Genomic DNA, 15,070 nt, shown 5'->3' with positions numbered 1-15,070 from the left:
ATCAGCTGGTCCGGTAGAGGACGTCCATCGCCCGGAGGCGGTGCGCCAGCTGCGTGGCGATGGCTCGAACCAACGCCGGGTTGTCGTCGAGGATCTGGTCGAAACGGTTGTACGGAATCACCAGCAGATCGGCGTCGGTCTTCGCGACGACGGTCGCGCTCGACACCACATCGTGGGTGAGCAGCGCCAGTTCGCCAATCAGCTCGCCCGGGCCGATCTCGGCCACCTCGTCACCGCCGACCCTCACGCCGATCGTTCCGCTCACCACCACGTAGGCCTCGCCGTAGTGGTGTCCCTCGTCGATCAGATCGTGGCCTGCTTTCACCCGCACCTCATCTGCCGCCGAGAGCAGATGTTGCAGGGCCTGATCATCCGCATCGGCGAAGAACGGGATGGCCCGCAGCCGCTCGACCTTCGGGTCTTGATGTCGTAGCACCATGATGCCACCAACCTCTCATTGCTGTACCTCTCCATCCTCCGACTGCGTCCGTGGACCGACAAGGGGCGAACGTCATGAAAGTGACGGAAGGCCCTCCCGACCCCGCGTCGAGCGTTCGATGCTCGGTGTCAGGAGGCAACAGCCATGACCAAACGATGGGTATACGGATTCGACCAGATCGCCGAGGCGAGGTTGGCCGTGAACGACGACTGGGACGCCGTGCGAGGCCTGCTCGGTGGCAAGGGCGCCAACCTGGCGGAGATGACTCGCCTGGGCATCCCGGTGCCGCCGGGCTTCACCATCACCGCCGCCGCCTGCAACGAATACCTCCACCGGCACGGAACGTTTCCTGATGACCTCTGGCCACAGGCGCTCGCCGCGCTGCGTGCGATCGAGACCCAAACGGGCAAGGTGCTCGGCGACCCCGAACGGCCGCTGTTGCTGGCTTGCCGCTCGGGCGCCAAGTTCTCGATGCCGGGGATGATGGACACCGTGCTCGACATCGGGCTGAACGACGATGTCGTGAAAGGCATGGTGGCAAAGACCGGCAACGAGCACTTCGTCCTCGACTCGTACCGTCGCCTGATCCAGATGTTCGGCTCGGTGGTGTTGGGCGTCGCCGACGAGTACTTCGAGACCGTCCTGACCGATGCCCGACTCGCTGCCGGCGTCGAGACCGACGCCGAGCTCGGTGTCGACGCGCTGAGCGAGGTGATCGAAGGGTTCAAGCGGGTCGTGGCTCGCCGAGCCTCCATTGCGTTCCCCACCGATCCGATCGAGCAGCTCCGCATGGCGGTCGAGGCCGTGTTCAACAGCTGGGATGGCAAGCGAGCCCGCGACTATCGACGCGCCGCACACATCCCCGAAGATCTCGGCACCGCGGTCAACGTGGTGTCGATGGTGTTCGGCAACACCGGCGACAACTCGGCGACCGGCGTGGCCATGTCGCGCAACGCCACCACCGGCGAGCCGAAACTCGAAGGAGACTTCCTCGTCAACGCACAAGGGGAAGACGTGGTGGCCGGCATCCGCCCGACCCGACCGATCGAGGAGCTGGCCGAGGTCATGCCCGAGCTGCATCGCCAGTTCGCCGAGACGGCCAAGCGCCTGGAGCAGCACTACCGCGACATGCAGGACATGGAGTTCACCATCGAGGACGGCACGCTGTGGCTGCTCCAAACCCGCGACGGCAAACGAACGGCGCAGGCGGCCGTGCGGATCGCGGTCGATCTGGCCAAGGAAGGACTCATCACCCGCGAAGAGGCCGTGCAGCGGATCACGCCCGAACAGGTCGAGTACTTCCTCCATCCTCGGTTCGACCCGGCCGCACTCGCTGCGGCCCAGCCGATCACGATCGGGCTGAACGTCTCGCCGGGCGCCGCCACCGGTGTCGCCGCACTCGACCCCGACCTCGCCGTGCGCTGGGCCGAGGAAGGCCGTGACGTCATCCTCGTCCGCCCCGAGACCAAGCCGGATGACGTGCACGGCATGCTGGCAGCGCAGGGCATCTTGACCTCGAGCGGCGGCCGTACGAGCCACGCCGCCCTGGTGGCCCGCCAGTTCGGCCGCCCCGCCGTGGTCGGCGCCACCGACCTCGACATCGACATCGCCACTCGAACCGTCTCGTTCGACGGCTGGTCGATCACCGAGGGCGACTGGATCTCGATCGACGGCACGACCGGCGACGTCTACCCCGGCCAGATGCAGCGCATCGACGCGGACCTCGACGACCCGCACCTCACCGAACTGCTGGGATGGGCCGACGACATCGCATCGATGACCGTGCGAGCCAATGCCGACAACGGACGAGACGCCGAGCGGGCAGCTCGCTTCGGTGCGACCGGCATCGGCCTGTGCCGAACCGAGCACATGTTCTTCGAGAGCGAGCGGTTGCCGATCGTGCAGCGGATGATCATGGCCTCCACGATCACCGAACGTGACGAAGCCATCGCCTCCCTGCTGCCGTTCCAGCGAGCCGACTTCACCGACTTGTTCCGTGCCATGCACGACCGGCCGGTCATCATCCGGCTACTCGATCCGCCGCTGCACGAGTTCCTGCCCGATCGCGACGGTGTCCTGCGCGACATCGCCGACCTCCAGATCCGGCTGCTGCGAGCCTCGGGCCTCGACGAGGTCGAGACGCTGTTGGCGGATATCGAGGAGGCGAACAAGCTCCTCGACCAGATCAACGACCACCGTGAGGCCAACCCGATGCTCGGCACACGTGGCGTTCGCCTCGGTCTCATGATCCCGGAGATCACGGCCATGCAGGCCCGTGCCATCTTCGAAGCGGCGGCCGACGTGGCGGCCGAAGGCATCAACGTCAAACCCGAGGTGATGATCCCGCTCGTCAGTGACGTCGAGGAGTTCATCCGCCAGCGGATCGTGATCCAGGCCGTGGCCAAGGCCGTCCACGACGAGCGAGGGACCGACATGCCGACGGTCGTCGGCACGATGATCGAGCTCCCGCGAGCCGCGCTCACGTCTCACGACATCGCCGAGTACGCCGACTTCTTCTCGTTCGGCACCAACGACCTCACCCAGACCACGTTCGGCATGAGCCGCGACGATGCCGAAGCCGGTTTCCTGATCGAGTACGTCGAAACGGGCGTCTTCGCCCAGAACCCGTTCGCCAACCTCGACGAGAAGGGCGTCGGCCGGCTGGTCAAGCTGGCCATCGACGGGGCTCGCGAAGTCAAACCCGATCTGCACGCCGGCATCTGCGGTGAGCACGGCGGCGACCCGGCCTCGATCAAACTCGCTCGCAAGCTCGGCGTGACCTACGTCAGCTGCTCGCCCTACCGGGTCCCGGTGGCCCGCCTCGCCGCCGCCCACGCCGAACTGGCGCTGGCGGCAGACTGAGGCGACGGCCGTCACCGAAGTTGGTCCGGTCCTGTCAGATCCTCGATGAACGTGCCAACATCGTGGCTCTGACGACGACCGCCGAGGAGGCGTCCCTGTGTTCGATGGCTACTGGCGATCACCCGTCGAACGGGTGGTCGATCCCCTCGGGGCGACGCTTCACCGGTGGGGTGTCACGGCCAACCTCTTGACGGTGATCGGTGTCCTCACCGCCGCCATCGCTGCGGTCGCCATCGGCTCGGGCCGACTCCAGCTGGGGTTCCTCCTCCTCGTGGTGGCGGCGCTCCCCGACCTATTGGACGGGCCGGTGGCCAAGGCCGCCGGCCCACCATCGAGGCGCGGCGCGTTCTTCGATTCGACGGCCGACCGCGTCACCGACACCCTGCTGCTCGCCGGCGTCGTCTGGTATCTCGAAGAGGGCGGTGGCCACCTCGGCATGCTCGGTGTGGCGATCATGGGCGTGTCGTGGCTCATCTCGTACCAGCGAGCCAAGGCCGAGTCGCTGGGGTTCGACGCCAAGGGCGGGATCATGGAGCGGGCCGAGCGGATCATTGCGCTCGGGATCGGTCTCGCGATCCCGCCGCTGTTCGAACCGATGCTGTGGATCATGCTCGTGCTCTCGACGGCAACCGCCGTCCAGCGCTTCGCCAAGGTGTGGAAGCAGGCGACGATCCAGCTGACCGCGACCGACATGGACCGAAGCCACTAGCGCCAGTTGCCCTCGGCGACCATGCTGACAACGAGGAGGAGTCCCATGTCAGCGGCCATCGTCACGCACCAACTCACCAAACGCTACGGCGACGTCCTCGCGGTCGATGCCCTCGACCTCGAGGTGCATCGGGGCGAGGTCTTCGGATTCCTCGGTCCGAACGGCGCCGGAAAGTCAACGACGATTCGGTGCCTGCTCGACCTGGCCCGCCCCACCAGCGGCCGAGCCGAGATCCTGGGATTCGACAGCCGGACCGACGCCATCGATGTCCACCGGAACGTCGGCTACCTGCCAGGTGACTTGGCGCTCTACGACAAGCTCACTGGCGGTGAGGTGCTGGAGTACCTCGCCAATCTCCGCGGCGGCGTCGATCCGGCGAAAGTGGTCGAGCTTGCGAAGCGTTTCGACGCCGACCTGTCCCGCCGCTGTGGCACCTACTCGTCGGGCAACCGCCAGAAGATCGGTCTCATCCAGGCGTTCATGCACGAACCGCCCGTGGTCATCCTCGATGAGCCGACCACCGGACTCGATCCTCTGGTCCAGCAGTCGCTGCACGAACTGATCGAGTCGGTGCGAGACGAGGGCCGCACGGTGTTCCTTTCGAGCCACACGCTTTCGGAGGTCGAGCGAGTCGCCGATCGGGTCGCGATCATTCGCCACGGCGCGCTGGTCGTGGTCAGCTCGATCAGCGAACTCAAGGCCCGCGCCGTGCGTCGTCTCGATTTCGAGTTCGCCAGACCCCTCGACCCCGAGCTCCTTCGGCGCGTCGACGGTGTGCGTGAGGTCACCGGCGGTGGGCTCCGCTGGAGCGTCGCCTACGAAGGATCCGTCGGTGCGGTCCTCGCCGTCGCCACCTCGGTCGGCGTCGTGAGCCTGCGCAGCCGTGACGCCGATCTCGAGGAGATCTTCCTCGACTACTACCGCGACACCCCGGCCACCGGCGCCGACCACACCCGCCGGGACCATGAAGAGGAGCACGCCGATGCTGCTCACTGACGTCACCGCCAAGACGGTTCGGGATCGCACCCCGCTCGCCGTCTACGTCGGGCTCGGTATCGCCGCGGCCGCGTTCTGCATGGTGATGCTGGCAGAGCAACTCGGCAACGACATGGCGGCGATGATCGCCGATCTGCCCGAAGCGCTGACCGGCATCATGGGAGGGATCGGCAGCAACTACGTGGTCACCGAGCTCTTCGGCTTGATCGGACCCATCACGGTGCTCACGATCGCCATCGGCGGCGGGGTCAACGTGTTGGCGGGTGAAGAGCGCCGCCACACCGCCGAGCTCCTGCTCACCCAACCGGTGAGCCGCCGTTCGGTCGTGCGATCCAAGTTCGCCGTGCTGGTCGGCGACACCGCCATCGCCTGCCTCTTCTTGTTCCTCGGCAGCTCAGTCGGCGCCAGCTTGTTCACCGTCACCGGCTTCGGACCGGCGGACGCGCTCGCAGCAACGATCCACGTGTACTTCCTGGCCGTCGCCTTCGGTGCGTTCGCCCTGGCGGTCGCCAACGCCACGGGCTCGACGGCGGCAGGCACGGGTGCCGCCACCGGCTTGGCCGTGTTCTCCAACTTGGTCGCCGGCATGCTCCCCTTGGTCGAAGGAGCCGAAGGATGGGCGCGAGTTTCGCCCTGGTACTACTTCAACGGGTCGGAGCCGCTGTCCAATGGCCTCGATGTGACGCACCTCGGCGTATTGGCGACGATGGCGGCGGTCTGCTTCGGTGTCGCCTACTGGGTGGCCGATCATCGCGACATCGGCAGCGGCGGGAGCGGGCTCACGCTGAGACTGCCGGCGCTCGGGCGCATCACTCGACCGCGGCTCGGACGCATCGCAGCAAAGACCCTGTCCGAGCGAGTCACTTTCCTGGCCATCTTGTCAGGATCGATGGCTGCGATGTCGGTCCTCGTGGCCTTCATGTACGGCGGGATCAAGGACTCGCTGCTCGCGCTGAACGATGCATTCCCGAAGAGCATGCTCGAGCTGTTCGGCGCCACTGACCTGAGCACGCCGACCGGCTTCCTCCAGGTCGAGATGCTGTCGCTCATGACCCCACTGGCGCTGATTGCGGTCGGTGTCATCATGGGGCTCGACGCGGTCGCCGGCGAGGCGTCGCGCCGAACCCTCGGTCTGCTCGTCGCCGTCCCGCAGACGAGGGCTCGCATCCTGCTCGAGAAGGCCGGTGCCATGATGCTGGCGGTCGCGGTGACTGCGATCGGCCTGTGGCTCGGGCTCGTCCTGGCCGTCGTGCTCGCCGGACTCGACGTCTCGTTCGCCAAGCTGGCGGCGGCGCTCACGCACCAGATGCTGCTCGGGCTGTTCTTCGGAGCACTCGCGCTCGCGCTGGGTTCGTTCGCCGAACGGTCGACCGCCCTGCGGTGGACCATGGCGATCGTCGTCGTGACCTACTTCGGCGACTGGTTCCTGCGCCAGCGGCCATCGCTGGCCGATGCCGCGGTGATCTCACCGTGGTTCTACGCCACCGAGACCGAGCCGATGTTCAACGGCGTGAACCCCGCGCACCTCGTGGTGCTCGCGCTGGCGTCGGCCATCCTGGTCGGCGCCGCCCTGTGGGGGTTCGAACGACGTGATCTCGACGGATGAAGGGCCGGTGAGCACCGCCGATGGTGCTCACCAGGCCGGTCAGTCGACGAGAATGCCACCGTCGCAGCTGATGACCTCGCCGACGGTGTAGGCACCGGCGCGAGACGCGAGGAAGATGGCAATGCCGGCGATGTCCTGCGGTGTGCCGACTCGGCCACGAGGGTTGCCTCGGGCAATGGCATCCCAGTCGGTGTTGTCGACATCGCCACCGCCACCGACGCCGGTGCTCAGCATCCACGTGGGGAACGGGCCGGGGGCAATGGCGTTGACGATGATGTGGCGCCGTGCCAGGTGCGAGGCCAGCAACTTGGTGAGCGCATGCACGGCCGCCTTCGAGGGACCGTACGAGAAGGTCGAGAACGCTGCGGTCTGCAAGCCGTCGATCGAGCCGATGTTGATCACTCGCGACGGATCGTCGGCCGTTGCGCCGGCTTCGAGGAGCGGCAGCAACTTCTGGGTGAGGAAGAAGACACCCTTCACGTTGGTGTCCATGACCTTGTCCCATCCGATCTCGGGGAACTCGTCGAGCGGCGCGCCCCACGACACCCCGGCGTTGTTGACGAGGATGTCGACGTGGTCCTCTCGCTCCCCGATGGCGGCAGCGAGGGCCTCGACGCCGGGGAGTCCCGACAGGTCGGCAGGAACGGCGACGCACTCCCCGCCGTATTCGGCCATCAGCCGGGTGGCGGTGGCCTCACAGGCATCCGCCTTGCGGGAGCTGATGTAGACCTTGGCCCCATTGGCCAAGAAGCCGGCGGCGATCATCTCGCCGATGCCTCGTGACCCACCCGTCACCACGACGATCTTGCCTTCGACCGAGAACAGTTCGTTGAGTTGCATCGGACAAACGTAGCGGGCGAGCGCCGAATCGTTGAGTTGGCGGGGGACCCGCCGATGGGAGCGCTGCAACAAACCTGTCATCGGTCGAACACGGAGCGTGATTTTGCGCCATGATCAGAGGCAGTCGAAGGGAACGCAGATGAAACAGCTCACCGGTGTCGACCTCAGCTTCTTGTTGATGGAAACCGACAGCATCTACGGACACGTCAACGGTCTCAGCATCTACGAGCGACCATCCGATGACTTCGACCCGTTCACCGCGGTGCGTGAGCGGATGCGGATCATGGTGAGCCATCTCGAGCCGTTGCGACGCAAGGTCGTGAACGTGCCTCTCGATCTCGATCGGCCCTACTGGGTCGAGGATCCCGACTTCGACCTCGACTACCACGTGCGCCACATCGGCCTGGCGCCTCCCGGTGCCGCCGACCAGCTGGCCGAGCAGGTCGCCCGGATCGTCGGGCGCCGCATGGACCGTTCCCGCCCACTCTGGGAGGCCTACGTCATCGAGGGTCTTGCCGACGGGCGCTGGGCCTTGCTGCAGAAGACGCATCACGCCACGATCGACGGCGCTTCGGGCGTGATCATGCTCAAGATGTTCACCGAGGAATCGCCCGACGCCGAGTTCCCGCTCGAGGCCATCGACTGGTCCGGCGAGCAGCCCCCGTCGAACCTGGCGATGCTGCAGACCGCGGCGCTCAATCTTGCCGCCAATCCGGTGCGAGGCGCTCGACTGTCACTCGGCATCATGCGCGATCTCGCCGATGCGGCCGGCCTCACCACCGTGAGCGGTCTCGCCAACCAGACCCGCGACTCGATTGGTGCCATCGCCAAGCGGATGACCTCGTCGACCGACGCCAGCCCTCGGGTCAGCTTGCCGATCACGCCGGCACCGGCGACACCGTGGAACAAGACCGTCACACCCCATCGCCGGTTCGCCATGCGCTCCACCTCGCTGGAGAACCTCAAGCGGCTCAAGGACGCCACCGGCGGCACGCTCAACGACGTCGTCATGGCGATCTGCACCGGCGCCCTGCGCGCCTATCTGATCGAGAAAGACGCACTCCCCGACGAGCCGTTGCGGGCCATGGTGCCGGTGTCGATCCGGACCGGCAACGAAGCCGACCCCTGGACCAATCGGGTCTCGGCCCTCGTCGCCGATCTGCCGACCAACTGCGCCGACCCGATCGAGCGGGTGGCGCTGTGCCGCGAGGCGATGAACACCGGCAAGCACCAGTTCGACATGATGCCGGCCGAGGCCCTCGGGCAATCCGCCGACTACGCCTCTCCCCTGGTTGCCACGTCGGCACTCCGCCTGGTCTCGCGGCTCAAGCTGGCCGACCGGGTCAATTCACCGATCAACGTCGTCATCTCGAACGTTCCCGGACCGCGCTCCCCGCTGTACTTCTCCGGCGCCAAGCTCGATGCCTACATCCCGGTCTCCACCATCAGCGATGGGGTCGGCTTGAACATCACCGTGCACAGCTACGCCGACCGGATGGACTTCGGTCTGATCGCCGACCGTGACCTCGTGCCCGACTTGTGGCATCTCGTCGACCTCCACATCGCCGAACTCGAGCGGCTCTTCGAGGCCACCGGGGCGGAATGGGCCGTCCCCCAACCGCCTCCAGCCATGCGCAAGGGAGGCGACGGCGTCGATCCGGTGCCCGCCGCCACTGAGGCGACGCCGCCTACGTCCGAGTCGCCGGCAGCCACTCGCCCATCGGCTCGTTCATCGAAGTCCAAGACGTCGGCCAAGAAGCGCCCAGCCAAATCCAAGAAGGACGCAAAGGCGGCTGCCAAGGCCGACGACGACACCGATACCGACAGCGGCGAGTCGACCGACACCTGACCGGCCCCGAAGCACCGCCCGAAGCGAGAGGTCGTCGTTTGGCATGAGATGAGCGGGGTACTCCTCCGGCCATGACTTCGCACGACGACCTCACCATCCACGATGTCCGCACCGAGCTGGAGAAGGTTCGGACCGTCATGCTCACGAGCATCGATGAGGCGGGCACCCTGTCGTCCCGTCCGCTCACGCTCCTCGATCTCGACATCAACGGCGACCCGTGGTTCCTGGTCGACGCCCAGGCCACCTGGGTCGGTCCGATCGACGTCGCACCGGTGAACATCGCCGTTGCGACCGAAGACTTCTGGGTGTCATTTGCGGGTCGCGCCTCGATCGAACGTGACCCGGCCCGCATCGCCGACCTGCGCAACGCCGTCACCGACGCGTTCTTCGCCGAGGACGCCGAGCCTGTGGCGTTGCGGGTGGCGACCGAGCAGATCGAGTGGTGGGCGTCGGACGGTGCACTACGAACGGCGCTCCAGGTGGCCAAAGCTGCCGTGACCGGCGGCTCCCCCGATCTCGGTGCGAGTGGCACGATCGACGCCCGTTGATCGAGACGCCCGCCACTGAACGGATCCACACGTACATCGAAGCTAGGAGCATCACATGGCCGACGACACCTACATGGACACCTCGTCAGAGGCGATTGCTCGGCTGGAGACACTCGGCTACGTCGAGCAGTTCCGGTTGGATGATGACGGCATGATCGAAGCCGGCAACGAGCGATGGCCGGCAGAGTCGATCTCGGTCGATCAGAGTTTGCGGTTCGAGGGCATGAGCAATCCCGACGACGAGTCGATCGTGCTCGCCGTCTCCGGACCCGGCGACCGCAAGGGCGTGCTGACCTTGCCCTACGGCCCCGACCTCGCCGGTCCCGCCGCCGACACCGTCCGCCTCCTCGCCCAACAACGCCGCATCTGACCCCGATCACAACTCCGGTACCACGGTGCCGAACACGGCACTTTCCCATCGCAGTTGCTGCGCGGTCGCCGCTGATGCGAACCGTGGCGTCGAGGATCAGTGGTGCTGGCGGCTGAGCTTGAGGATCTTCAGGTTCAGCACGACGAAGCGAACCGCCTGAAAGGCCAGGTTCGACCGCTTGGCCAGCTGGGCCCTGCCGGGCAGTGGGGTGTTGCGGATCGCAGTGTTGACGTCGGGTCGTGACTCGGTCATGGCGTCCTCACTCGGGGATGAGCCACCAGCCCGGACGGGCCTTGGCCTTGTAGATGAACAGGGTGTGGAGCAGTCGCTTCATCCAGTGACCGGCCAACCCGATCTCGCCGAAGGTCTCGGCGGGATTGCGACCCGTGCCGGGAAATCTCGTCCGGTCGGGGACGATCGGTGACATCGTGATCGCGGCCGCCGCACCGTTGCGAAGACCGGCGCCGACCGAGGCGATACAGGCTGCGCCCATGTTCGCCATCGAGGCGGTTCGGGCCGGTGCTGCCGGATGATCCAGCCGGTCGGCGATGGTCTCTGCCACGGTCTTGCCCTGGATCCCCGAGGGCATGCCGGTCCTCGGCGGGGCCGGCGCCACCGGCGCACCCGCCGGTGTGGCATACGGCTTCGAAATGGCGTGGGGCGGGGCGAAGGCGATCCCGACGGCGAAGTGATTGGGGAAACCCGGCGCCTCGTAGGTCGAGGGCCAATCGGCCGCCGACCAGTTCTCGTAGGCACCGGCGTCGTACTTCGCGTCGACCTTCATGAACCCGCTCGGCGCGAACATCTCGCTGGTGATGTCGCTCGTGTCGCGATCGAACGCGGAGAGTCCGGCGCCGCCAAAGGGCGGGAGGAGCATGGCGAAGTCGAATGCCAACGAGCCCGACTCGCCGAACACGGTGTCGTAGGTGACCTCGCGTTCCTTCACCTCCGTCACGTGGGCGGCGAGAATCACTTCGATGCCACGCTCGTGGAACAGGCCCATCATCCAGGCTTCGCTGGTCATCTCATGACCTGAGTGTTCGAAGGTCATGCCTCCGACCCCGAAATCGCCGAGCTCGTGCTCGTTGGTCAGATAGACCACACGAGCGAGCTCGCGTACCCCGGCCTCACGAAGTACGTGGTCGACGTTGAACACGTACTCGAATGCGGCCCCTTCACATGTGCAACTGCCATGACCCATCCCGACGACGAGCGTCTGTGCGTCACCAGCTCGGAGCCGGTCGATCACACCGTCGAGTGCAGCGGCGGCCTGGGCCGCGTGGTCGGCCGTGCAGACCGACAGCGAGTGTCCGCTCGGGCCGAGACCCGGTGTCATCTCGAACTTGAGCTTCGGACCGGTGGCATTGACGAGGTAGTCGTAGTGCTGCGACAGGGTGCGGCCAACCTCACCGGCAGTCAGCTCGATCGTGACCGACGGCGTGGTGTCGTCGCCGCGACCTCGGGGCCAGATCTCGGTGGCCTTGCCCTGGACGAAGTCGATGCCCTGCTTGGCGTAGATGGGCGCCAGCGGGAAGACGACCTCGTCCTTCGACATCTTGTCGACCCCGACCCAGATGTTCGATGGGATCCAGTTCCACTTCGAGTTGGGCGACACCACGGTGATGTGATGCTTCTTCCCGACTCGTCGCCGAAGGTGGAGCGCAGCGGTGTGCCCGGAAACACCGGCACCGAGGATCACGATGTTCGCCACGATCTGGCCTCCCAATGGTCGAAGCGTCAACCGAAATTGTCCGTACAAAACGAGCGGAGGCCAAGGGACCTTGGTCCCTTGGCCTCCGTTGCCACCGGAACGAGCGGCCCTCGATCAGTGGGCGAACTTCACGTCGGGGAGCACCCGTCCGAGCGACTTCGGGAGCCACCACGCCGAATTGCCGATCATGTAGAGCACCGCCGGTACGAGGATCAGCCGGATGAGGAAGGCGTCCAGCAGCACCGCGGTACCGAGGATGAGGCCCATCTCCTTCATCGGCAGGGTGCCGGCGATGGCGAAGGTGTAGAAGACGCCGATCATCACACCGGCAGCGGCGACGATCGGTCGCCCGGTGTGAGCGATGGATCCTCGTACCGCTTCAGCTGCGTCGCCCGAGCGCTCGAAGTGCTCCCGGGTCGAGGCGAGCAGGAAGACCGTGTAGTCCATCGAGATGGCGAACACGAGCGTGAAGAAGAACAGTGGCGCCCACGAGGTCAGGTAGCCCTGGCTCTCGAACCCCATCGGCCCGGCCGCCCAGCCGTGCTGGAAGGCGAGCGCCCCCACGCCGAAGGCGGCGCCGACCGACAGCAGGTTGAAGATCACGCCGACCACGGCGACCAGCAACGCCTGGAGGGCGATGACCAGCAGCAGGAAGCCGAGCACCAGCACGACGCCGATGACGAGCGGCGCTTTCGCGCTCAACGTGGCGTCGAGGTCGACGTTCTCGGCCACCGGCCCTCCGACCAGCACGCCGGCGGGCAGCTCGTCTCGCAGTGCGGCCACGACATCGAGTGCCTCGGGCGACGACGGGTCATAGGCGGACACCGCGTTGATCATCGAGGCACCAGCGGCGCCAGGGGCCGGCGGGAACGCCATGGCGATCCCGGGTGTTGCGCCCACCTGCTCGGCAACGGCCGCAGCATCGGTGCCAGCGGGGACGATGATCTGCAGCGGACCGGGCCCGCCGGGGCCGAACGCCTGGGCGAGGAGGTCGTAGCCCTGGCGGGCTTGTTCGTCCTTGGGGAGCACGGTCACGCTCGGCATGCCGGTCTTCAGCCCGAGCAGCGGGCCGGCGAGGCCCAGGAGCATGACGACGGCGGTACCTGCCGCCAACACCCGCTTGCCTTCGATCTTTCGGGCCATGTTCTCGAACCATGGACTGCGGTGATCGCTGACGGCGTGCCACGGCAAGGCGAATCGGTCGATGCCCGGGCCGAGCAACGCAGGCAGCAGGGTGAGCGCCGCCAACATGACGAACCCGACTGACAACATCATCCCGGCCGCCATCGACTGGAAGGCGGGGATCGGCACGAGCAGGACGGCCGACAGGCTGATCATGACCGTCAGGCCGGAGAAGAGCACCGCCTTGCCTGCGGTGTCCATGGTGATCCCGACAGCGTGCTCGACCTGGTCGGGCTGTGCATGCAGGGCCGCGCGGAACCGGGTGACGATGAACAGCGCGTAGTCGATCCCCAGCGCGAGGGCGAACATCATGGCGAAGTTGAGGGTCCAGATCGACAGGTCGGTGAACTGGGTGATCCCGAACAGCACGCCCATCGACGCGGCGAGACCTGCGGCCGTCAGCAGCAGCGGGAGTCCAGCGGCAGCGAGCGTCCCGAAGGCAAGGACGAGAATCACGGCCGTGACCGGCCAGGTCAGGATCTCGGCCTTCATCATGCCCTCTCGGTTCACGGCGTTGAAGTCGCCCCAGAACGCCGGCGATCCGGTGAGCGCCACGGTGAGGTCGCCTCCGTCGTCGACGGTCGACAATTCACCGACGGCGTCATGGATTCGTTCTGCCGCCTTCACCGCCTCTGTCGGATCGACCACGGCGCCGGCCTGGATCATGACCGTGTGGCCGTCCATCCCCGGCATCGCGGGCATCGCCGGACCGAAGGCCTCCTCGGTCTCGAGCACGGCGTTGGCATCCGCGATCGCCTCTTGGAACGCCGGGGCCTCGACCGCAAGCGTGTCGCTGTGGATCACGATGACCGCAGACTGCGACGACAACCCACCAAATTGCTCGTCGATGATGTTGCGAGCAGCAAGCGAGTCGCTGCCCTTGACCTCCCACATGGCGCCGGAGAGTGCGTGCTCGAGACTCGGGGCGAACACACCGAGGCCCAGTGCCAGCACGAGCCAGGTGATCATCACCGCCTTGCGAGAACGGTGCGACCATCGGCCCAAGCGGGCCAACGGTGTTTCGTCGATGGTCATTCGATAACTCCTTGACTAATCAGTGATAGATGCGAGGTGAGAAGGCCAACGAGGACCGAAGGGGATCGAGTGCGGAACGCCCGACGGCGACCGACCCGACGATGGTTGGCGGGTTCAGAGCGAGAACGTGCGGGCTTCCTGCTCGACTTGCTCCCGAAGGCGTTGACACACGATCGAACACAGCGACATCAGGCTCGGATCGGTCGCCGAGTAGTAGACCGATGTTCCTTCGGGTCGACGACTCACGATGCCGGCGTCATGCAGGACCCGCAGATGCTTCGACACGTTGGCCTGCCCTGCACCGAGCAGGTCGACCAACTCGCCGACACTCGACTCGCCGTGATCGACCAGGGCACTCACGATCGACAACCGGGTGACGTCGCCGAGCACCTTGAAGCGCTCAGCCACGTGTTCGAGGAGTTCGGCGGGAAGGGCCTCGGGCATGTCCATCACTCTATGACTGTTCAGCAATATTTGCACCACGTGCCGACGGGTGCGAGCGATCGCCACACGATCGACCGTCGTCGGTGCCAGACTGATCTGGTGATGACGACGACCGAGCAACGCAGCCACGGCATCCGCCAGAACGGACAGTGGGTGCTCACCCTCAACCAGTTGACGGTGGCTGCGGTGGTCGTGGTCGTGGCGATCCTGCTCCTCGTTGCTGCGCTCATGGCCGGGCCGGCGCAGACCGCCGCCCCGCTCGGTTCCGCTCCCGGCGACACCACCTCTGCGCACGAACTCGGCGAGAAGTACTCCAACAGCACGGCCACCAAGCAGGTGCTGGCCGGCTTCGGCCTGTTCAGCTTCTGGGTGATCGCCGGCGCGTTCTCGATCGCCCGCTCGCGGGGCTCGAAGGAGTTCCGGTTCGGCACCCCACGCGAGACGATCCCGAGCTGAGTCGCCCCCCGTCGGGGCGACAG

The 15,070-nt window shown here is 66.4% G+C and carries 14 protein-coding genes; 8 read left to right on the top strand and 6 right to left on the bottom strand.

Annotated elements, in window-relative coordinates; translation table 11 throughout:
* Position 1 precedes the first annotated feature (1 nt).
* Entirely contained in the window at positions 2 to 439 is a 438-nt protein-coding gene (locus tag R2733_19540; GenBank protein ID MEZ5378704.1) for a cyclic nucleotide-binding domain-containing protein, read from the bottom strand.
* 144 nt (positions 440 to 583) lie between these two features.
* Between R2733_19540 and ppdK the strand changes: the two genes are divergently transcribed.
* From ppdK to R2733_19520, 4 genes are all read left to right on the top strand, one after another.
* Entirely contained in the window at positions 584 to 3,301 is a 2,718-nt protein-coding gene (ppdK, locus tag R2733_19535) for a pyruvate, phosphate dikinase (GenBank protein ID MEZ5378703.1), read from the top strand.
* A gap of 97 nt (positions 3,302 to 3,398) precedes the next feature.
* Complete coding sequence (locus R2733_19530) at positions 3,399 to 4,010, top strand: CDP-alcohol phosphatidyltransferase family protein (protein MEZ5378702.1); 612 nt, start codon at positions 3,399 to 3,401, stop codon at positions 4,008 to 4,010.
* Between the two features lie 45 nt (positions 4,011 to 4,055).
* On the top strand, positions 4,056 to 5,006 hold the full coding sequence (locus R2733_19525) for an ABC transporter ATP-binding protein (protein ID MEZ5378701.1): 951 nt from the start codon (positions 4,056 to 4,058) through the stop codon (positions 5,004 to 5,006).
* Complete coding sequence (locus tag R2733_19520) at positions 4,993 to 6,612, top strand: ABC transporter permease subunit (protein ID MEZ5378700.1); 1,620 nt, start codon at positions 4,993 to 4,995, stop codon at positions 6,610 to 6,612. The genes R2733_19525 and R2733_19520 overlap by 14 nt, the downstream gene beginning before the upstream one ends.
* 39 nt (positions 6,613 to 6,651) lie before the next feature.
* Here the strand turns inward: R2733_19520 and R2733_19515 are convergent, their stop codons facing one another.
* Positions 6,652 to 7,452, bottom strand: a complete 801-nt coding sequence (locus R2733_19515; GenBank protein MEZ5378699.1) for an SDR family oxidoreductase — start codon at positions 7,450 to 7,452, stop codon at positions 6,652 to 6,654.
* A gap of 139 nt (positions 7,453 to 7,591) precedes the next feature.
* On the opposite strand from R2733_19515, the gene R2733_19510 reads away from it, so the two are divergent.
* The 3 genes from R2733_19510 (at position 7,592) to R2733_19500 (ending at position 10,219) form a co-directional block, all read left to right on the top strand.
* The gene (locus R2733_19510; GenBank protein MEZ5378698.1) at positions 7,592 to 9,301 is read left to right on the top strand and encodes a wax ester/triacylglycerol synthase family O-acyltransferase; all 1,710 of its coding nucleotides are present in this window, start codon (positions 7,592 to 7,594) and stop codon (positions 9,299 to 9,301) included.
* A 71-nt stretch (positions 9,302 to 9,372) separates the two neighbouring features.
* Positions 9,373 to 9,849: a pyridoxamine 5'-phosphate oxidase family protein gene (locus tag R2733_19505; protein MEZ5378697.1), complete on the top strand. Its 477-nt coding sequence runs from the start codon at positions 9,373 to 9,375 to the stop codon at positions 9,847 to 9,849.
* A 55-nt stretch (positions 9,850 to 9,904) separates the two neighbouring features.
* The gene (locus R2733_19500) at positions 9,905 to 10,219 is read left to right on the top strand and encodes a hypothetical protein (GenBank protein ID MEZ5378696.1); all 315 of its coding nucleotides are present in this window, start codon (positions 9,905 to 9,907) and stop codon (positions 10,217 to 10,219) included.
* Positions 10,220 to 10,315: 96 nt separating this feature from the next.
* On the opposite strand, the gene R2733_19495 is transcribed toward R2733_19500, so the two are convergent.
* From R2733_19495 to R2733_19480, 4 genes are all read right to left on the bottom strand, one after another.
* A complete protein-coding gene (locus tag R2733_19495) occupies positions 10,316 to 10,471 on the bottom strand; it encodes a hypothetical protein (GenBank protein MEZ5378695.1) in 156 nt (51 codons plus the stop codon).
* Positions 10,472 to 10,478: 7 nt separating this feature from the next.
* The gene (locus R2733_19490) at positions 10,479 to 11,945 is read right to left on the bottom strand and encodes an FAD-dependent oxidoreductase (protein ID MEZ5378694.1); all 1,467 of its coding nucleotides are present in this window, start codon (positions 11,943 to 11,945) and stop codon (positions 10,479 to 10,481) included.
* A 99-nt stretch (positions 11,946 to 12,044) separates the two neighbouring features.
* A complete protein-coding gene (locus tag R2733_19485) occupies positions 12,045 to 14,147 on the bottom strand; it encodes an MMPL family transporter (GenBank protein MEZ5378693.1) in 2,103 nt (700 codons plus the stop codon).
* A gap of 114 nt (positions 14,148 to 14,261) precedes the next feature.
* The gene (locus R2733_19480; GenBank protein ID MEZ5378692.1) at positions 14,262 to 14,591 is read right to left on the bottom strand and encodes a metalloregulator ArsR/SmtB family transcription factor; all 330 of its coding nucleotides are present in this window, start codon (positions 14,589 to 14,591) and stop codon (positions 14,262 to 14,264) included.
* A gap of 99 nt (positions 14,592 to 14,690) precedes the next feature.
* Here R2733_19480 and R2733_19475 point away from each other — a divergent pair, with 99 nt between their 5' ends.
* A complete protein-coding gene (locus R2733_19475; protein ID MEZ5378691.1) occupies positions 14,691 to 15,047 on the top strand; it encodes a hypothetical protein in 357 nt (118 codons plus the stop codon).
* The last annotated feature ends 23 nt before the right edge of the window (positions 15,048 to 15,070 follow it).

The organism is Acidimicrobiales bacterium (assembly GCA_041394265.1).
GTDB lineage: Bacteria > Actinomycetota > Acidimicrobiia > Acidimicrobiales > SZUA-35 > JBBQUN01.
Note: the sequence above shows the minus strand (reverse complement) of the source record. Positions and strands in the feature narration are given on the sequence as shown.

Bases quoted from the DNA above. Each gene is read 5' to 3' on its own strand.
- R2733_19540 (MEZ5378704.1), bottom strand. From the start codon at position 439: ATGGTGCTACGACATCAAGACCCGAAGGTCGAGCGGCTGCGGGCCATC.
- ppdK (MEZ5378703.1), top strand. From the start codon at position 584: ATGACCAAACGATGGGTATACGGATTCGACCAGATCGCCGAGGCGAGG.
- R2733_19525 (MEZ5378701.1), top strand. From the start codon at position 4,056: ATGTCAGCGGCCATCGTCACGCACCAACTCACCAAACGCTACGGCGAC.
- R2733_19520 (MEZ5378700.1), top strand. From the start codon at position 4,993: ATGCTGCTCACTGACGTCACCGCCAAGACGGTTCGGGATCGCACCCCG.
- R2733_19515 (MEZ5378699.1), bottom strand. From the start codon at position 7,452: ATGCAACTCAACGAACTGTTCTCGGTCGAAGGCAAGATCGTCGTGGTG.
- R2733_19510 (MEZ5378698.1), top strand. From the start codon at position 7,592: ATGAAACAGCTCACCGGTGTCGACCTCAGCTTCTTGTTGATGGAAACC.
- R2733_19505 (MEZ5378697.1), top strand. From the start codon at position 9,373: ATGACTTCGCACGACGACCTCACCATCCACGATGTCCGCACCGAGCTG.
- R2733_19500 (MEZ5378696.1), top strand. From the start codon at position 9,905: ATGGCCGACGACACCTACATGGACACCTCGTCAGAGGCGATTGCTCGG.
- R2733_19495 (MEZ5378695.1), bottom strand. From the start codon at position 10,471: ATGACCGAGTCACGACCCGACGTCAACACTGCGATCCGCAACACCCCA.
- R2733_19485 (MEZ5378693.1), bottom strand. From the start codon at position 14,147: ATGACCATCGACGAAACACCGTTGGCCCGCTTGGGCCGATGGTCGCAC.
- R2733_19480 (MEZ5378692.1), bottom strand. From the start codon at position 14,591: ATGCCCGAGGCCCTTCCCGCCGAACTCCTCGAACACGTGGCTGAGCGC.